Genomic DNA, 17,649 nt, shown 5'->3' on the forward strand with positions numbered 1-17,649 from the left:
ATGATGTCCCGCCCCGTCTCGGAACGGCGCGGAAACCTCTCCGGTTTGGCGGGTTCATGCGGGAGGAGGACAATAGCGGGTATGGCCACGCCCTTTGATCGCAAGCACCGCATCGTCGTCGTCGGCGGGGGGCCAGGCGGGTACGAAGCCGCGCTCTCGGCCGCCCGCCTCGGCGCAGAAGTCACCCTCATCGAACGCGTCGGCGTCGGCGGCTCCGCCGTCCTCACCGACGTGGTTCCCTCCAAGACCCTCATCGCCAGCGCAGAGGCGGCGACGGCGATCCGCGAGTCCGGCGAACTCGGCGTGCAGTTCTTCGCGAAGGGCGACACGGGGAAGCCGCTGAAGCCCGAGGTCGCGGTGAATCTCTCGAAGCTGAACAAGCGGCTGCTGCGCCTCGCGCAGAACCAGTCGGACGACATGCAGCGCACGCTCGAGGCTGCCGGGGTCAACGTCATCCAGGGCGAGGGCAAGCTCGACGGCAACTCGGCCGTCACGGTCGGCACCGGCTCGGGTGGGCAGGACTTCGACCGCATCGAGTTCGACTCGGCTGTGATCTCGGTCGGTGCTCGTCCTCGCACGCTCGACTCGTGCAAGCCCGACGGGGAGCGCATCCTCACCTGGACCCAGCTCTACAACCTCAAGGAGATGCCGAGCCACCTCATCGTCGTCGGCTCTGGCGTGACCGGGGCCGAGTTCGCGTCGGCCTACTCGGCGCTCGGCTCGAAGGTCACGCTCGTCTCGAGCCGCGACCGCGTGCTCCCGAACGAGGACGCTGATGCCGCGGATGTCATCGAGGACGTCTTCAAGCGCGGCGGCATGACCGTGCTGTCGAAGTCCCGTGCGGCGACCGTGGTCCGCGACGGCAACGAGGTCGTGGCGACCCTCGACGACGGGCGCGAGGTGCGTGGCTCGCACTGCCTCATCGCGGTCGGCTCGATCCCGAACACCTCCGGCATCGGGCTCGAGGAGGCCGGTGTCGAGGTCTCGCCGTCCGGGCACATCCGCGTCAACCGCGTCGCGCGCACCTCGGTGCCGAACATCTACGCGGCCGGCGACTGCACGGAGTTCTTCCCGCTCGCATCCGTCGCCTCCACGCAGGGGCGCACGGCGGTGTTCCACGCGCTCGGCGACGAGGTGCGGCCCATCAACCTGCGCAATGTCGCCTCGAACATCTTCACGTACCCGGAGATCGCGACGGTCGGCTGGCAGCAGCGTTCCATCGAGGACGGCACCCGCGAGGGTCGCGTCTACAAGCTGCCGCTCGGCGAGAACCCGCGTGCCAAGATGCAGGGCGTGCGCGACGGCTTCGTGAAGCTCATCGCCGGCAACGACCTGGGCACCGTCATCGGCGGCGTGATCGTCGCACCTCGTGCCTCGGAGCTCGTGCTGCCGCTGTCGATCGCCATCGAGCAGCGCCTCACGGTCGACCAGGTCGCGCGTGCCTGGGCGGTCTACCCGTCGCTCGCGAGCAGCATCTCGGATGCCGCCCGTGCCATGCACATGCCGTACGAGGAGCAGACGAAGGCCTAGCTCGTGTCTGACAACGCCTCGCCGACTCCGCTCGTCCTGGGCGCGCGATCTGCTGCGTTGGAGAACTCGCGCAATGCTCCGCATTGGGCTTCGTTCTCCGCCTTGCAGCTCACACGACCAGGCTGTGCTCGCTGCGGCGATCCACTGTCAGACACTCCCTAGCTCGGCTTTCTCGGTGCTGGAACGGCGCCTGGCGGCGTTCCGCGCCGTGAGAGCGGTCAGCTCGCGACGTACTCGTTCCAGATGTCGATGGCGAGCTTGATGAAGAGCACGCTGACGACGATGAGGAAGACCCAGCGGATGAGCTTGCTCCCGCCGCGGATGGCGGTGCGGGCGCCGAGGTAGCCGCCGGCGACGTTGGAGACGGCGAGAACGGCGCCGAGCCCCCAGAGCACGTAGCCCTGTGGGGCGAAGAAGAGGAGCGCTCCGAGGTTGGTGCCGAGGTTCACGATCTTGGCTTTCGCGCTGGCCTGCAGGAACGAGTAGCCGAGCAGGGACACGAGGGCGATGACGAGGAAGGACCCGGTCCCCGGGCCGAGCAGGCCGTCGTAGACGCCGATCGCGAAGCCGATGAGGCCCGCGATGACGTGGTGCTTGCGTCCCTCGTACTTGAGCTTGTCGAGCTGCCCGACGCTCGGTTTGAAGGCGGTGAAGATCCCGATGCCGAGGATCGCGATGGCGATGATGGGCTTGAAGGCTGCGGCGGGGATGCTGGAGGCGAGGATCGCGCCGCCGTAGGCGCCGAAGAGCGCGATGGCGGCCATGGGCAGCGCGGTTCGCAGGTCGGGTTTGACGCGTCGGAAGTAGGTGATGGAGCTGGTCGCGGTGCCGGCGATGCTGCCGAACTTGTTGGTCGCGAGTGCCTGCACGGGCGAGACGCCCGGCAGCGTGAGCAGCATCGTGAGCTGGATCAGCCCGCCGCCGCCGACGACCGCATCCACCCAGCCGGCTGCGAAGCCGCCCACGATGACGAGCGCGAGCAGCCACCCGTTGAACCCCTCGAGCCCCGTGAACGACTCGAGCCAGCTCGCGTCGTTCGTCGTGAGCGCGGCGTCGAGGGGCGACGAGAGCAGCGTGGAGGTCAGGAGGGAGGCGTCGATCACCTACCGAGGCTACTCGGCGTCGGCGAGCTCGAGCAGCTTCGTGCCGCTCGAGACGGTCTCGCCGGCGGCACCGGAGATGGATGCGACGATGCCGTCGCGGGGAGCCTGGATGGGCTGCTCCATCTTCATGGCCTCGAGGACGACGAGGAGGTCGCCCTTGACGACCTTCTGCCCCTCCTCGACGGCGAACTTCACGATCGTCGCCTGCATGGGGGCGACGACGTCACCGCTCGAGTGGGTCTCGACGTTGGTGTGCGAGCGGCGCTTCGGGGCGTGCCCCGCCATGGTCCGACCCGCACCGCCGTGGCCGACACCGGTGGCGGCGAGCAGGCGCTCGGGGAGCGACACCTCGAGGCGCTTGTCGTTGACCTCGACGACCACGTTGCGGCGCGCGATCGGCTCGTTGACGTCGCCGGCTTCGCCACCCCACGGCTCGATCGTGTTGCTGTATTCGGTCTCGATCCAGCTCGTGTAGACCCCGAACTCGCCGTTCTCGGCAGTGAAGGCGGGGTCGCGGACGACGGAGCGATGGAAGGGCAGGACGGTCGGCATGCCGTTCAGCTCGAAGTCCTCGAGGGCGCGGCGGGAGCGCTCGAGTGCCTCCTCGCGCGTGGCGCCCGTGACGATGAGCTTCGCGAGCAGGGAGTCGAAGGCGCCGGAGACGACGTCGCCCTCGCGGACGCCGGAGTCGACGCGCACGCCGGGGCCTCCAGGAACGCGGAAGGTCGTGACGGTGCCAGGGGCTGGGAAGAATCCGCGGCCCGGGTCCTCGCCGTTGATGCGGAACTCGAACGAGTGGCCGGTGACCGTCGGGTCGTCGTAGCCGAGCGCTTCACCCTGGGCGATGCGGAACTGCTCGCGGACGAGGTCGATGCCGGTGACCTCCTCGGAGACCGGGTGCTCGACCTGGAGGCGCGTGTTGACCTCGAGGAACGCGACCGTGCCGTCGGCGGCGAGCAGGAACTCGCAGGTTCCAGCGCCGACGTAGCCGACCTCCTTGAGGATCGCCTTGGATGCGCGACGCATCTCGGCTTCCTGCTCGGCGGTGATGAAGGGCGCTGGCGCCTCCTCGACGAGCTTCTGGTGGCGTCGCTGCAGCGAGCAGTCGCGCGTGGAGACGACGACGACGTTGCCGTGGGAGTCGGCGAGGCACTGCGTCTCGACGTGGCGGGGCTTGTCGAGGTACTTCTCGACGAAGCACTCGCCGCGTCCGAACGCGGTGATGGCCTCGCGGGTCGCGGACTCGAACAGCTCGGCGACCTCTTCGCGCTCGCGTGCGACCTTGAGCCCGCGCCCGCCGCCGCCGAACGCGGCCTTGATGGCGACCGGCAGTCCGTGGATGTCGATGAAGTCGAGGACCTCGCTCGGGCCTTCGACGGGGTTGAGCGTGCCGGGGGCCAGCGGTGCGCCGACCTTCTCGGCGACGTGGCGCGCCGTGACCTTGTCGCCGAGCGCCTCGATGGCCTCGGGGGACGGGCCGATCCAGGTGAGTCCCTGGCGGATGACGGCGCGTGCGAACTCGGCGTTCTCGGCGAGGAAGCCGTATCCCGGGTGCACGGCGTCGGCGCCGGAGCGGCGGGCGATGGAGAGCAGCTTGTCGATCACGAGGTACGTCTCGGCGCTCGTGGCGCCTCGCAGCGCGTACGCCTCATCGGCGAGGCGGACGTGGGGTGCGTCACGGTCCTGGTCTGCGTACACGGCGACGGAGGTGATACCCGCGTCTCGAGCCGCTCGTGCAATGCGTACGGCGATTTCGCCACGGTTGGCGATGAGGAGCTTCGAGATTCGCGACATGGTTCCTAAGCCTATTGAGGTCGGTGCGGCCGGATTTGGCTCGATTCGACAAACTTATCGGGAGAAGGTTGTCAGATGCGCTCGGTTGGAGGTTCTCACCACGCCGAGCGTGTGGCAGTTGGGCGACATTGGCCGCGTTGCACATTCCCAGGGAGTGGGAAGGGTGTTGCGTCATGTATTACGTCGTGTTTAGCTACAGGGCTGAGCTTTCGCTCAGTTCGTCCTGCCAGTCGGTCAGCAATGACTGCACGACCAGCAATGGTCCGGTGTGCCAGGTCCAGTCCGGGCCCGCCGAATTGCCGTCCACTCCGCGTCCCCAGCGACGCGCATCCACCACGCTAGCGGATGCGCAATGCGAGACGCCTCGTCGTTCCGGAGAATCGATGCTCGGTAAGCTCCTCGCCCGCTATCTCAGGAAGTACTGGCCGCTCCTCGCGGGCGTGCTGGTCTTCCAATTCCTTCAAGCGCTCGCGTCGCTGTACCTGCCGCGACTCAACGCCGACATCATCGACAAGGGCGTCGCCAACGCCGACACCGACTACATCTGGTCGACGGGCGCCGTCATGCTCGCGATCTCGCTCGGGCAGATCACGTGCTCGATCATCGCGACCGTCTTCGCCGCGCGCGCCGCCATGGCGCTCGGCCGTGACATCCGCGCCGACGTCTTCGCGCGAGTGAGCGGCTTCTCCGAGCGCGAGGTCTCGCGCTTCGGGGCGGGCTCGCTCATCACGCGCAACACGAACGACGTGCAGCAGGTGCAGATGCTCGCCATGATGGGCTCCACCATGCTCGTCTCGGCTCCCATGCTCGCGATCGGCGGCATCATCATGGCCCTGCAGCAGGATGTGGGCCTCTCCTGGATCATCGGCGTCGCGGCCCCCGTGCTGCTCCTGCTGGTCGGCATCATCATCAGCCGGATGGTGCCGCTGTTCCGCCAGTTCCAGGTGAAGCTCGACAACATCAACCGGATCCTGCGCGAGCAGCTCACCGGTGTGCGCGTCGTGCGCGCGTTCGTGCGCGAGCCGATCGAGGAGCAGCGGTTCGAGGTCGCGAACAACGACCTCTTCCTCCTCGGCAAGCGAGTCGGCGATCTCTTCGTCACGCTCTTCCCGCTCGCGATGCTCGTGCTGAACATCACCGTCGTCGGCGTCATCTGGTTCGGCGGAATCCAGGTCGACCAGGGCACGGTCGAGATCGGGACGCTCTTCGCGTTCATGGCCTACGTCATGCAGATCCTGATGGGCGTGCTCATGGCGAGCTTCATGACGATCATGATCCCGCGCGCGGCCGTCAGCGCCGACCGCATCTCCGAGGTGCTCGACACCGAGTCGACGCTCATCATGCCGGCCGACCCCGTCTCCGACTTCCCGGAGCCGGGCGTCATCGAGTTCGACGACGTCGAGTTCACGTACCCGGGTGCAGAGGAGCCGGTGCTCACGGGCATCTCCTTCCGCGCCGCCCCCGGTGAGACGGTCGCCGTCGTCGGCTCCACGGGAGCGGGCAAGACGACGCTCGTCTCGCTCATCCCTCGTCTCTTCGACGCGACGGGCGGTTCCGTGCGCGTCAACGGCGTCGACGTCCGCGAGGCCGACGCCGAGCTGCTGTGGGACGGCATCGGCCTGGTCCCGCAGCGTCCGTTCCTCTTCACCGGAACGATCGCCTCGAACCTGCGCTACGGCCGTGAGGCCGCGACCGACGACGACCTCTGGAAGGCCCTCGAGATCGCGCAGGCCACGGCCTTCGTGCAGGAGAAGGACAAGCAGCTCGAAGCGCGCATCGCGCAGGGCGGCACGAACGTCTCAGGCGGGCAGCGCCAGCGGCTCGCGATCGCGCGCGCGATCGTGCACGAACCGCAGGTGTTCGTCTTCGACGACTCCTTCTCCGCGCTCGACCTCACGACCGACGCCAGGTTGCGGCGCGCGCTGTGGGAGCAGCTGCCCGGCGTGACCAAGATCGTGGTCGCGCAGCGCATCTCGACGATCGTCGACGCCGACCGCATCGTCGTCCTCGACGACGGCCGCATGGTCGGTCTCGGAACGCACGACGAGCTGCTCGAGAGCTGCACGACGTACAAGGAGATCGTGGATTCCCAGCTCGCAGTGGAGGCGCAGTCATGAGCCGTGACGCAGACAACCAGAACCAGGACGCCAAGGGCGCCCGTCGGGGCAAGCGCAGGCCGAAGGAGGTCGTCGAGAAGGTCCTGACCGAGGAGGAGCAGCTCGAGCTGGAGCTCGCCGAGCAGGCGAGGCAGTCGTCCGGCGACTGGGACAGCGTCGCTCCCGGCAAGGCGAAGAACTTCGGGCAGAGCTTCGGCAGGCTGCTCGGCAGGCTCCGGCCCTACCGCGCCGCGCTCATCATCGTGTCGTTCCTCGGCGCCGTCGGCGTCGTGCTCTCCGTCATCGCGCCACGAGTGCTCGGGCAGGCGACCAACCTCATCTTCGAGGGCGTCGTCTCCAGCCAGCTGCCGGCGGGCGCCTCCAAGGACCAGGTCGTCGCGGGGCTCCGCGACTCCGGCCAGACGCAGTTCGCCGACATGGTCGCCGCCATGGACATCACGCCTGGCGAGGGGGTCGACTTCGAGCGCCTCGGCATGGTGCTCCTGTCGGTGCTCGCGCTCTACGTGTTCTCGGCGCTGCTCATGTGGCTGCAGGGGTACGTCATCAACATCATCATGATGAAGGCGATGTACAAGCTGCGCGAGGACGTCGAGCGCAAGATCAACGCGCTGCCGTTGAGCTACTTCGACCGCGTGCAGCGCGGCGAGCTGCTGAGCCGCGTCACGAACGACATCGACAACATCACGCAGACGATGCAGCAGTCGCTGTCGCAGGTCGTCACGAGCGTTCTGACGGTCGTCGGAGTGCTCGTCATGATGTTCTCCATCTCCTGGCAGCTCGCGCTCGTCGCGCTCGTCACTCTCCCGCTCATGGGCGTCATCTTCGGCGTCATCGGACCGAAGTCGCAGCGGAACTTCGCCGAGCAGTGGAAGAAGACGGGACGCCTCAACGCGCGCGTCGAGGAGTCGTTCTCCGGTCACGCCCTCGTTCGCGTGTTCGGCCGCGAGAAGGATGCACGCGAGCAGTTCCAGGTCGACAACGAGCAGCTCTTCCAGGCGGCCTTCAAGGCCCAGTTCTGGGCGGGCGTCATGATGCCGGCGATGATGTTCATCGGAAACCTGTCCTACGTGGGCATCGCGGTGCTCGGCGGCCTCATGGTCGCGGGCGGCAACCTGCGCCTCGGCGACGTGCAGGCGTTCATCCAGTACTCGCAGCAGTTCACGCAGCCGCTCGCCGAGCTCGGCGGGATGGCTGCCGTGCTGCAGTCGGGTACGGCCTCGGCCGAGCGCGTGTTCGAGCTGCTCGACGAGGACGAGCAGGAGCCCGACGCGAGCGACGCGCCCAAGCCGGCGAACGGTGCGGGCGAGATCGTCTTCGACGACGTCACCTTCTCGTACACGCCGGAGCAGAAGCTCATCGAGAACCTCAACTTCTCGGTCGAGCCTGGCCAGACGGTCGCGATCGTCGGGCCGACCGGTGCCGGCAAGTCGACCCTCGTGAACCTCATCATGCGCTTCTACGAGCTCGACGGCGGGCGCATCCTGCTCGACGGGCAGGACATCGCCGAGCTCAGGCGCGAGGACGTCCGCAGTCGAACCGGCATGGTGCTGCAGGATCCGTGGCTGTTCGCGGGGTCCATCCGCGAGAACATCCGCTACGGGCGTCAGGACGCGACCGACGAGGAGGTGCTCGCCGCTGCGACCGCCTGCTACGTCGACCGCTTCGTGCACTCACTGCCTGAGGGGTACGACACGGTGCTCGACGAGGACGCGTCGAACGTCTCCGCCGGCGAGCGTCAGCTCATCACGATCGCGCGCGCCTTCGTCTCCGACCCGCAGGTGCTCATCCTGGATGAGGCCACGAGCTCGGTCGACACGCGCACGGAGCTGCTCCTGCAGCAGGCGATGGCGGCACTTCGCCAGGGCCGCACGAGCTTCGTCATCGCGCACCGTCTCTCGACGATCCGCGACGCCGACCTGATCCTCGTCATGGAGCACGGCTCCATCGTCGAGCAGGGGACGCACGATGAGCTCGTGAAGCAGGGCGGCGCGTACGCGAGGCTGTACAACTCGCAGTTCGAGCAGGCCGTCAGCGACCTGGATGCCGAGCAGAGTCAGCTCACGTCCTAGGTCCGGGCCCCTGATCGGGCGCATCTCGTGATCCGGCTCGGCCGGGTGCATCCGCTGCTGTGCGGAGGCACCCGGCCGTTTCCGTTGTGTCCCGAGCAATCGCGCGCCGGCCGCGCGCGGTCTCGAGGTGGCTTCCTCGCTTCCGGATGGGTTCTTTCCCATCCCGAAGCGAGGAAGCCATCCGGAGAACACAGAGGGGTCGGCAGGGTGGTGGCGCCGACGAGGGTGGCCGGGGCCGGGGTGAGGGCCGGAGCCGGCGTCGACCCTACGCGAGCATCTCGTAGACGCCGGAGCCGATGAAGATGAACGCGATCACGACGAGGCCGATCCAGAAGAACTTGCGTGTGCGCGTGACGGGTTTGCTCATGGGGGAAGCCTACGCGGCGGACCAGCCTCCGTCGGAGGGGAGGATGACGCCGTTGATGTTGACGCCGTCGTCGCTGAGCAGGAACGTGATGGAGGCGGCGAGCGCGGTTCCCGTGGTCGGCGTCGGCAGCAGCGCCATCGCCTGACGGACGCGCTGCCCGCCGAGCTCGGAGTCGAAGCGGGCCTCGATGTTGGTGGCGACGGGTCCCGGGGCGACGGCGTTGATGCGGAGTCCACTCGGGCCGTACATGAACGCACTCGACTTGGTGAGCCCGGCGACGGCGTGCTTCGACGCGGTGTAGGCGGCGCCTGCGGCGGACCCGCGGAGTGCGGCCTCGGAGGCGACGTTGACGATCGCGCCCGTGCCGACGGCGAGCATCGCGGGCACGACGGCGCGCATGAGCTTCATCGTGCCGGTCACGTTGACGGCGAAGACGCGGTTCCAGACCTCATCGCTGACCTCGCCGACCGGCGTCATGTTGTCCATGATGCCGGCGATGTTCGCGAGGCCGTCGATGCGGGCGCCGGCCGCCTCGAGGATCCGAGCGACACCGGCGTCGTCGGTGATGTCGGCGGTGAGGGTGACGATGTCGGCGCCGTCGTGCTCGCTGACGAGCGCGCCGAGGCGCTCTGCGGAGACGTCGACGGCGATGACGCGCCCGCCTTCGCGCGCGATGCGTGACGCGGTCGCCTTGCCGATACCGGAGCCGGCACCCGTGACGATGACGGTCTTGCCGTCGAAGCGGCCGCCCGTGGTGGCTTCGACCCAGGCCGCCGCCCGCGGCGCGCGAGGGGCGTCGTGGTCGACGGCGGGGCCGAACTCACCGGGCTGTGCTGGGGTGACCTCGCCGCTGTTCGCTCGCGCGATCATCGCATCCACCATCTCCTGGGGGAACTTTCCCTGGCTCAGCTCGACGAGCTGCGACAGGGGGAGGCCCGCGACGGGGGTGAGGGAGGAGGCGTCCTGGCCGCCCTGGGCGAGGATCTCGCGGATGACGACGCCTCCCGTCGGGTCGGTGAGCCATTCGCCGATCGTGGTGTCGCCGGTGAGGGGGTGTGCGCTCGAGGTCATGGTGGTGCCAGCTTTCTGCTCGGTCCGCCGAGCCCGCGCTCGCGGCGAGCGTGGGCTGGGGTGGCGACAGTGTCGGATCGAACGAACCGGACAACACTGTCCGGATTATGCTATCCCGGTGTCGACTCCAGCGAAAGCCAACCGAGGGCCAAGTGCTGGCCCCGAGAACCGACGTGCCCTCATCGCGGCCGCGCGGGAGGTCTTCGGCGAGGGGGGAGTGGATGCCCCGCTCAGCGCCGTCGCCAAGCGCGCTGGCGTCGGCCAGGGCAGTCTCTACCGGCATTTCCCGGATCGGGCGTCGCTTGCGCTCGCGGTGTTCGGCGACGCCATCGTCGAGCTCGAAGACCTCGCAGCCTCGCCCGAGGCTGATCTGGCAGGGCTGCTCGAGCTCATCGCCCGGCAGATGCTCGTGTCGGTCGGACTCATCCAGCTCACCCTGACCGACACCGCCGACGCGCAGGGGGCGAGTGTTCGAGACCGGATGCTCGCGGTGCTCGGCGACGTTCTCGAGCGCGAATGGGCGAGCGGTCGGGTCGACCGGGAGATCAGCGCGGGCGACCTGCTCCTGCTGCTGTCGATGCTCGCCGGCGTTCTGCCGCGCACGCCCTTCGTCGAGCGCGAGGCCGTCGTGCGGCGCGCGCTCGAGCTGTTCTGGCGGTCGTTCGCCTCCTGAGGGCTCAGCTGCCCTCGGTGAGCTGACGGAGCACTCGGCGGATGCCCTGGAATCCGATGACGAGCCCCTGCAGCTCCTCGTCGCTCAGGTGTGCGGCGAACTCGTCGGTGTCGGTCCGGAGTCCGAGGAAGCGCTCGTGGAGCCGGATGGCCTTGCGGGTCGCCGTGAGGTGGCGGATGCGGCGGTCGGGCTTCCCCTCCGTGCGGGTCACGAGCCCGTGCTCGACGAGCTTGTCGATGCTGGCGGATGCGGTCGGCACCGCGACGCCGAGGTGTTCGGCGGCCTGCGAGACGGTCGTGACCGTGCCGGTGGTCACGAGGAAGACGGTCTTCAGCTGCTGGGCGGTGATGTCGAGCTCGAGGAACGGGGCCATGTGCCTCGCGGCGAGGCCCCTGGTGAGTTCGTTCCTGACGTCATTCAGCTGGGTGAGGAGTGCTTCGCGCGATTCGCCCTGCTCCATGTGAACCCCCTGAGATCGTCGAGCTTCTCACTAATAGTGAGGATGTGTCTAAGTATAGTTCGAGGTGGGCACCAGAGCGGATGCCGGGACAGGGACGGAGTCGACCATGACCGATCAGATCTGGTGCATCGCAGGTGGCGAGGATGGAGCAGACCGGCGGCTTGCCGACGCCCTGCTCCGTGGCGGCAGCACGGTCGCGATCGTGGGCCGCGACGTCGCGCCGTTCGCGCTGCTCGTCGACGACTACGCCGACGCGGTCATGCCCGTCGAGCTCACGGCGACGACCTCCGAGGCGCTGGCCGAGGTGCGCGAGAGCATCGAGCTGAACCTCGGCGAGGTCACGCACTTCGGGGTGCTGCTCGGCGAGATCGGCGAGGGGAGTGCCGAACAGGTCGCGGGTCGCCTCCTCCACAAGCTCGACGGCGCGGCGGCGCGCAACCGGGCCGGTCGCGGCGACGGCGAGCCTGCAGACCGCTGGCCAGTCGGGGCGCAGCTGGTGCTCGTCCGCGGCGCGGTCGGCAGCTCGAATCAGGTCTCGATCGAGGATCGGGGCGCTCAGAACTCCGACATCGAGGCGCGCATCCGGCTCGCTGGAGCGCAGTCGGCGCGGCCCATGCCCACCGTGCGGGTTCGCGAGCTCGACGATCTCCTCCACGACGCATCCGCTGACGCGGTCCGCTGACGCGACGCGGGGACGCCTGGTCGCGCTCAGCCGCCGAAACCGGTCGCCCCGCAGAAGCCAGCTACACCTCGCTGGGCGCGGGCGCCTTCGTCACCGCCTCGAGGATCGGCGTGCCGACCTTGCCGCTGCCGAGCCCGACCGCCTCGACCGACGCGAACGACCCCGCGTTCAGCACGATGACGGGCGTGATGAGCGAGAAGCCCGCGGCCTCCACGATGTCGCGGTCGAACTCGACGAGCACCGTGTCCGGCGTGACCTTGTCGCCTGCCTTCACCTTGACGTCGAAGCCCTTGCCATCGAGCTCGACCGTGTCGATGCCGACGTGGATGAGCACCTCGAGCCCGTTGTCGAGCTGCAGGCCGAACGCGTGCCCGGTCGCCTGGGCGACGGCGACCGTGCCCGTTCCCGGAGCGTAGACGACGGTGCCGCTCGGCCTGATGGCGGCGCCCGGGCCCATGATGCCCTGGCTGAAGACGGCGTCGGGGACCTCCGACAGCGGGACGATCTCGCCCTCGAGCGGTGACAGGACCTCGACGGTGCGCGGGGCCGACTCGCGCTCTCGAGCGGCGGAGGCGGCGATCACGTCCTCCGTGCTCTCTCCCTTCTTCGCCGTCTCCAGGTCGGCGACCGGAACCCGGGCCGCCTCGAACGCCGCCTGCTGCTCGGGGCTGCGGTAGCCGGAGAAGATGACGAGGAACATCGAGACGAGGAACGCGGCACCGACCGCGCCTGCGTAGAGCGGGATGTTGTCGAACGCCGGGATGGTGAGCAGTGACGTGAAGACGAACGCGCTCGTCTTCACGCCGCCGCCGATGCCGATGATGACCCCGCCGACGAGACAGCCCACGAGCATCCGCCCGTAGATGCGCTTGAAGCGCAGGTGGATGCCGTACAGCGACGGCTCTGAGATGCCGCCGAGCAGGCCGGCCGCGAGGGCGCCCGTCGAGGTCTGGCGCATCTGCGTGTCCTTCTCGCGGATGGAGAGGTACAGCACGCCGGCGGTCGCACCGAAGCACGCGAAGTTCCATGCGCCCATCGGCCCCTGGATGTAGTCGTAGCCGAGCGTCTGGATGTTGAGCAGCATGATCGCGTTGATCGGCCAGTGCAGGCCGAGCGGCACCATGAAGGGGTAGGCGAGCGGGATCACGATGGCGAAGATGAGCGGCGAGAAGTCGTTGATGCCGCGGAGCAGGTTGGCGAGGCCGGCGCCCGTGTAGACGCCGATGGGGCCGATGAGGAACGCCGTGAGCGGGATCATGATCAGCATGCTCAGGAAGGGCACGAAGATGAGGTGCAGGTCTTCGGGGATGAGCTTCTTGAGGCCCTTGTACAGGGGGCCGAGCAGCGCGGCCATCAGCAGCGGCGGGAACACCTGCGAGCTGTAGTCGAAGACCGTGAGCGGGAGGCCGAAGATCGGCACGACGGAGACCTCGGAGCCGAAGACCTCGATGGGGTCGATGCCGTCGGCGAGCTTCGTGAAGCCGGGCAGCATGACGACGCCCATGATGGCGAAGCCGATCCACGGGTCGGCCCCCACGCGCTTCGACGCGTTGTAGGCGATGTACAGGGGCAGGAAGACGAAGACCGCCTGCCAGCAGAGGTTGAGGAAGCGCCACGACGGCGGGAGGTCGGTGCGCGGGTCGGCCCAGTTGGGGATGACGCCGAGCGTGCTCATGAGCGCCATGAACGTGATGAAGAGGGACGCGCCCAGCAAGGCGCCGAGGATCGGCCGGAACGAGTCGGACAGGAACTCGAAGACGCTGTCGAGCCATGCGAACTTCCCGCGCGGCCCCTTCGCGCGGGCCGCGGCCTTGATCGAGGCCGCGTCTTCCGGGTCGGCGGGGGCGCCACCGCCCGACATCGAGGGGAGCGCCTGGATGTCGTTGTAGACGTTCTGCACTCCGCCGCCGATGACGACCTGGTAGCGGTCACCCGATTGCGGCACGACCCCCATGACGCCTGGGATCGCCTCGACCGCCGCCTGGTCGATACCGGATGCGTCGTGCAGCTGGAAGCGCAGCCGTGTCGCGCAGTGGGTGAGGTTCTCGATGTTCCCCGCGCCGCCGAGCTGGCTGACGATCTGGGCTGCTGGCCCCGAGTCTCCTGACGAATGTGCGGGCATGGTCGGACCTCCCTCGCGAGGCGTCCTCGTTGACGCCTGGATCGCGACGTTACGCCCGACCGTCGGCATTCACCAGGTGCGAGCTGGCACCGTGTTCAATTCGTAGCCGGGCGCCGCTTCTGGCCTGCTGCTGAGGCCGCCGAGGGGCGCATCAGGCGCGGTTCCACAGCTCGGGCCACCCCACTCCGAAGCCGCGCACGAGTCGGCGCATGGCGGGAAGCGAGAGTCCCACGACCGTCGACGGGTCGCCTTCGATGCGGTCGATGAAGGGAGCCCCGAGCGAGTCGATCGTGAACGCGCCGGCGACGTGCAGGGGCTCACCCGAGGCGACGTAGGCGTCGATCTCGACGTCGTCGAGATCGTCGGCGAAGGTCACGCTGGCGCTCGCGGTGCTGCCGACGCCGTCCCCGGAAGCATCCGAGCCATCACGGCGGTCGACGAGCCAGTGCCCAGACCACAGCGTGCCCGTCTGGCCCCGCTGCGCGAGCCAGCGCTCGCGCGCGACGTGCGGCTCGTGGGGCTTGCCGAGCATCCGGCCGCCGATCTCGAACATCGAGTCGCCCCCGAGGACGAGGCCGTCGAGCGGCTCCCCGGTTCGCGGGTCAGGCGCATCCGCGACCGCGAGTGCCTTGGCCCGAGCGAGCAGCTGCACGTACTCGCTCGGTTCGAGAGGACCCTCGGCGAGACGCGCCTCGATCACGGCGTCCTCGTCGACGCTCGACGGGATGACGACGGGCTCGATGCCCGCCTGGCGCAGCAGCATGAGGCGGGCGGGCGACGTCGAGGCGAGGTACAGGCGCATGAGGCGAGGGTACCGGGACGGTGCCCTCGCTGCGCGGAGCAGGCCTTCCGGGGCGGTGGGGCCGCTACGGTCAGGGCGCGGTCAGCCAACGCGCGACCTCCTGCCAGAGTGCGCCAAGGCCGTTTGCATACGATCTCTCGCATGCTCATCAGGCTCCACAGTTCGGCCCAGCGCCCAGATTCCGAAGGGGAGGGCGTCGGGTGACCCGCATCGAGTCGAGGTACCGCGCGCCGAAGCAGACCAGGTTCTCCCGCTCGTCTGTGGTGTGGGATGCGCCGGGCGTCGAAGCCGTCTCGGCCCCCTCCGCACTCGCGTGGGTCGCCGAGGCGAGCGGTGACGTCGAGGCGGCGAGCGTCGTCGAGGACGCGGTCGGCGCGATCACCGCGAACTCGCGCATCTCCGCGCCGGTCTCGGCCGAGCAGGGCGAGGCCGGGGGCCCACACCTCGAGTACCTGCTCGAGACCGACCCGGTCCTGCGGACGCGGCTCGTCTCGCTGCGCCGCCCGAAGACCGGTGAGCACCTCACCGTCACCTCCAACGGCCGCGGCGACTGGCGCGTCGGCGACCGCCCAGCCCCCGAGCTCAGCGGTGCGCTCGACGTGGACATCCGGGCGACTCCCCTCACCAACACGCTTCCCATGCGCAGGCTGGGACTCGAGGTCGGCGAAGAACGCGAGATCGAGGTCGCCTACATCGACACGGAGACGTTCGCCGTGTTCCTCGACCGTCAGCGGTACCGCCGCCTGAGCCGCACCCGCTACCTCTTCCAGGCGGCCGACGGCTCGTTCGAACGCGAGATCGCGACCGACGAGCAGAGCTTCGTGCTCAGCTACCCCGGCCTCTTCACGCGGCTCTGAGCCGAGGCCGCCAGGCTCGGTGGGCGCGCACGGCTAGGCTCGAGCGCATGACCCACGACGGCACGACCCCAGACCTTTCAGCGGAGATCACTCCAGGAGACGTGATCGAGCTCGAGGTCGGCGACATCGCGCACGGCGGCATCTTCGTCGCCCGTCACCAGGGCAGAGTCGTGTTCGTCGCGGATGCCGTGCCCGGCGAGCTCGTACGGGCTCGGGCGACCGAGGTGCGGAAGTCCTTCGCGCGGGCCGTCGCCACCGACGTGCTCCGCTCATCCGACGACCGCCAGGCGCACGTCTGGCAGGAAGCCGGAATCGAGCGGACGCCGGAGGAACGCGCCGGGGGAGCCGAGCTCGGACACATCCGCCTGGCCCGACAGCGTGAGCTGAAGGCACAGGTCCTGCGAGAATCCATGGCGCGCTTCGCTGGTCACGACTGGCAGGGTGTCGTCGAGCCCCTTCTCGGCGACGACGAGAACGGCGGAACGCGCTGGCGCACCCGCGTCACGCTCCACGTCGACAAGGAAGGGCGCGTCGGCCCGTACGCGGCACGCTCGCACCGCGTCATCGAGACCGAGACCCTGCCGCTCGCGCACGGCGACATCGAGGAGCTCGCTCCGCTCGGTCAACGCCTCGCCGGTTCCGGGCGCATCGAGCTCGTGGCACCCGCGGAGCTCGACACCCGCATGCGGACCATCCTCGACGGCGCCCACGGACGCAAGCCGGCCGTGGTCACCGAGGTCGTCAACGGGCGCGAGTACCGGGTCGACGAGGACGGGTTCTGGCAGGTGCACAGGCTCGCCGCCGAGACGCTCTCGAACGCCGTCGCCGACGCCCTCGATCCCACCCTCGTCGACGCCGAGGCCGTCAACCTCGACCTGTACGGCGGAGTCGGCCTGCTCGCGGCGGCGTTCGCGCAGGAAGCCGGACCAGGGGCCTTCATCGAGACCGTCGAGTCGAACGCGGCTGCAACCGGCCACGCCACCGCGAACCTCGCGGAGTGGCGCGGCGCGAGCGCCGTCACGGCACGCGTCGACCAGTACCTCGCGAACCTCGAGCGCGACGCGACGCACCTCGACCGCGACGGGATCCGCCGCGGAAGCGTCATCCTCGACCCGCCACGCTCCGGCGCCGGCAAGGACGTCATCGACCGTCTCGCGGGCTTCGGGCCGGCTCAGCTCGTCTACGTCGCCTGCGACCCGGTCGCGCTCGCCCGCGACACCGGTCTCCTCCTCGGCCACGGCTACACGCTCGACTGGATGCGCGCCTACGACCTCTTCCCGAACACGCACCACTTCGAGACGGTCGCCCGCTTCGTGCGCGCCTGACCGGAACGACCGCCTCGGACGCGACGAACGCCGGGCACTCGCAGGAGCGAGGGGCCCGGCGTTCGTCGCACGGTCTCCGTCGAGCAGAGAGACCAGGGCGTCCTAGCGAGCGGCGCCGGCGAGGCTGCCCGTCGTCTGCGCAGCATCGTCGATGATGATGCACTGGATGAGACGGTCATCGGCGCCATCCCAGCTCTGCTGTGTGGGAGTGAGGTAGCTGAAGTTCAGCGAGCTCTCCTCGTAGGAAAGCCCGACGAAGGTCGCGAACTGCGCCGTGCAGTCGGTGTCCGCCTGCGCGCTGATGGCTTCGTCTCCGGGGTACTCGCCCGCGGGCATCTCGACCTCGAAGTACACCTCGTAGTCGTGTGGGTCGGAGCACGGCACGACCGGGATCTCGCTGACCGTGGTGCTGCCGGCGTCGTTGAAGCAGTCACCCACGGCGAGCTTGAAGACGTCGAGGTCACCCGACTCGGTGACCTCCTGTGTCTCGCCGTCGCGGACCTCGCTCTCGCCGCCGGACATCTCGCCCTCGACCGAGTCCGCGATCTCCTGGGCCGCGGAGCAGCCGGTGAGGCCGAACCCGAGGAGTACGAGGGCTCCGATCGCGAACGCTGATGTGACGGTGGTCTTCGCCATGATCTCTCCTGGAAGTTCGGTGGTTTTCGCTCACTGTAGCG

General features: G+C 68.9%; 14 protein-coding genes and 1 pseudogene. 8 read left to right on the forward strand and 7 right to left on the reverse strand.

Annotated features, from left to right (window positions below; all coding sequences use genetic code 11):
* The first annotated feature begins 81 nt into the window (after window positions 1–81).
* A complete protein-coding gene (locus tag ITJ61_RS18830) occupies window positions 82–1,530 on the forward strand; it encodes an NAD(P)H-quinone dehydrogenase (RefSeq protein ID WP_104243028.1) in 1,449 nt (482 codons plus the stop codon).
* Window positions 1,531–1,748: 218 nt separating this feature from the next.
* On the opposite strand, the gene ITJ61_RS18835 is transcribed toward ITJ61_RS18830, so the two are convergent.
* Both ITJ61_RS18835 and ITJ61_RS18840 read right to left on the reverse strand, forming a co-directional pair.
* Window positions 1,749–2,513 (reverse strand): sulfite exporter TauE/SafE family protein, encoded by a 765-nt coding sequence (locus tag ITJ61_RS18835; protein WP_194687145.1) that lies wholly within the window; start codon window positions 2,511–2,513, stop codon window positions 1,749–1,751.
* Window positions 2,514–2,642: 129 nt separating this feature from the next.
* Complete coding sequence (locus ITJ61_RS18840; protein WP_104299673.1) at window positions 2,643–4,427, reverse strand: biotin carboxylase N-terminal domain-containing protein; 1,785 nt, start codon at window positions 4,425–4,427, stop codon at window positions 2,643–2,645.
* A 383-nt stretch (window positions 4,428–4,810) separates the two neighbouring features.
* On the opposite strand from ITJ61_RS18840, the gene ITJ61_RS18845 reads away from it, so the two are divergent.
* A complete protein-coding gene (locus tag ITJ61_RS18845; protein WP_104243025.1) occupies window positions 4,811–6,544 on the forward strand; it encodes an ABC transporter ATP-binding protein in 1,734 nt (577 codons plus the stop codon).
* Entirely contained in the window at window positions 6,541–8,613 is a 2,073-nt protein-coding gene (locus ITJ61_RS18850; RefSeq protein WP_104306031.1) for an ABC transporter ATP-binding protein, read from the forward strand. Before ITJ61_RS18845 ends, ITJ61_RS18850 begins: the two co-directional genes overlap by 4 nt.
* Before the next feature lie 376 nt (window positions 8,614–8,989).
* Here the strand turns inward: ITJ61_RS18850 and ITJ61_RS18855 are convergent, their stop codons facing one another.
* Window positions 8,990–10,051, reverse strand: coding sequence for an SDR family NAD(P)-dependent oxidoreductase (locus ITJ61_RS18855; RefSeq protein WP_194687120.1), 1,062 nt, complete (start codon window positions 10,049–10,051; stop codon window positions 8,990–8,992).
* A 118-nt stretch (window positions 10,052–10,169) separates the two neighbouring features.
* On the opposite strand from ITJ61_RS18855, the gene ITJ61_RS18860 reads away from it, so the two are divergent.
* Window positions 10,170–10,724, forward strand: a complete 555-nt coding sequence (locus tag ITJ61_RS18860) for a TetR/AcrR family transcriptional regulator (RefSeq protein ID WP_181059502.1) — start codon at window positions 10,170–10,172, stop codon at window positions 10,722–10,724.
* 4 nt (window positions 10,725–10,728) lie between these two features.
* Here ITJ61_RS18860 and ITJ61_RS18865 read toward each other — a convergent pair whose 3' ends face one another.
* A complete protein-coding gene (locus ITJ61_RS18865) occupies window positions 10,729–11,184 on the reverse strand; it encodes a MarR family winged helix-turn-helix transcriptional regulator (protein WP_104243019.1) in 456 nt (151 codons plus the stop codon).
* A 106-nt stretch (window positions 11,185–11,290) separates the two neighbouring features.
* Between ITJ61_RS18865 and ITJ61_RS18870 the strand changes: the two genes are divergently transcribed.
* Window positions 11,291–11,866, forward strand: coding sequence for a hypothetical protein (locus ITJ61_RS18870; protein WP_104243017.1), 576 nt, complete (start codon window positions 11,291–11,293; stop codon window positions 11,864–11,866).
* Between the two features lie 61 nt (window positions 11,867–11,927).
* On the opposite strand, the gene ITJ61_RS18875 is transcribed toward ITJ61_RS18870, so the two are convergent.
* Both ITJ61_RS18875 and ITJ61_RS18880 read right to left on the reverse strand, forming a co-directional pair.
* Entirely contained in the window at window positions 11,928–13,988 is a 2,061-nt protein-coding gene (locus ITJ61_RS18875) for a glucose PTS transporter subunit IIA (protein ID WP_194687121.1), read from the reverse strand.
* A 151-nt stretch (window positions 13,989–14,139) separates the two neighbouring features.
* Window positions 14,140–14,790: a Maf family protein gene (locus ITJ61_RS18880; protein ID WP_194687122.1), complete on the reverse strand. Its 651-nt coding sequence runs from the start codon at window positions 14,788–14,790 to the stop codon at window positions 14,140–14,142.
* Window positions 14,791–15,053: 263 nt separating this feature from the next.
* Between ITJ61_RS18880 and ITJ61_RS18885 the strand changes: the two genes are divergently transcribed.
* The 3 genes and pseudogenes from ITJ61_RS18885 to ITJ61_RS20440 all read left to right on the forward strand — a co-directional run bounded on the left by ITJ61_RS18885 (window position 15,054) and on the right by ITJ61_RS20440 (window position 16,972).
* The gene (locus ITJ61_RS18885) at window positions 15,054–15,647 is read left to right on the forward strand and encodes a putative glycolipid-binding domain-containing protein (protein ID WP_323744411.1); all 594 of its coding nucleotides are present in this window, start codon (window positions 15,054–15,056) and stop codon (window positions 15,645–15,647) included.
* A pseudogene (locus ITJ61_RS20435) lies at window positions 15,635–15,889 on the forward strand (TRAM domain-containing protein); the annotation flags it as partial. The gene ITJ61_RS18885 and the pseudogene ITJ61_RS20435, both read left to right, overlap by 13 nt.
* Before the next feature lie 168 nt (window positions 15,890–16,057).
* Window positions 16,058–16,972, forward strand: a complete 915-nt coding sequence (locus ITJ61_RS20440) for a class I SAM-dependent RNA methyltransferase (protein WP_374953221.1) — start codon at window positions 16,058–16,060, stop codon at window positions 16,970–16,972.
* Window positions 16,973–17,074: 102 nt separating this feature from the next.
* On the opposite strand, the gene ITJ61_RS18895 is transcribed toward ITJ61_RS20440, so the two are convergent.
* On the reverse strand, window positions 17,075–17,608 hold the full coding sequence (locus ITJ61_RS18895; RefSeq protein WP_194687125.1) for a septum formation family protein: 534 nt from the start codon (window positions 17,606–17,608) through the stop codon (window positions 17,075–17,077).
* Window positions 17,609–17,649: the final 41 nt, after the last annotated feature.

The sequence above is a fragment of the Pseudoclavibacter sp. VKM Ac-2888 genome (assembly GCF_015351285.1).
Lineage (GTDB): Bacteria > Actinomycetota > Actinomycetes > Actinomycetales > Microbacteriaceae > Pseudoclavibacter.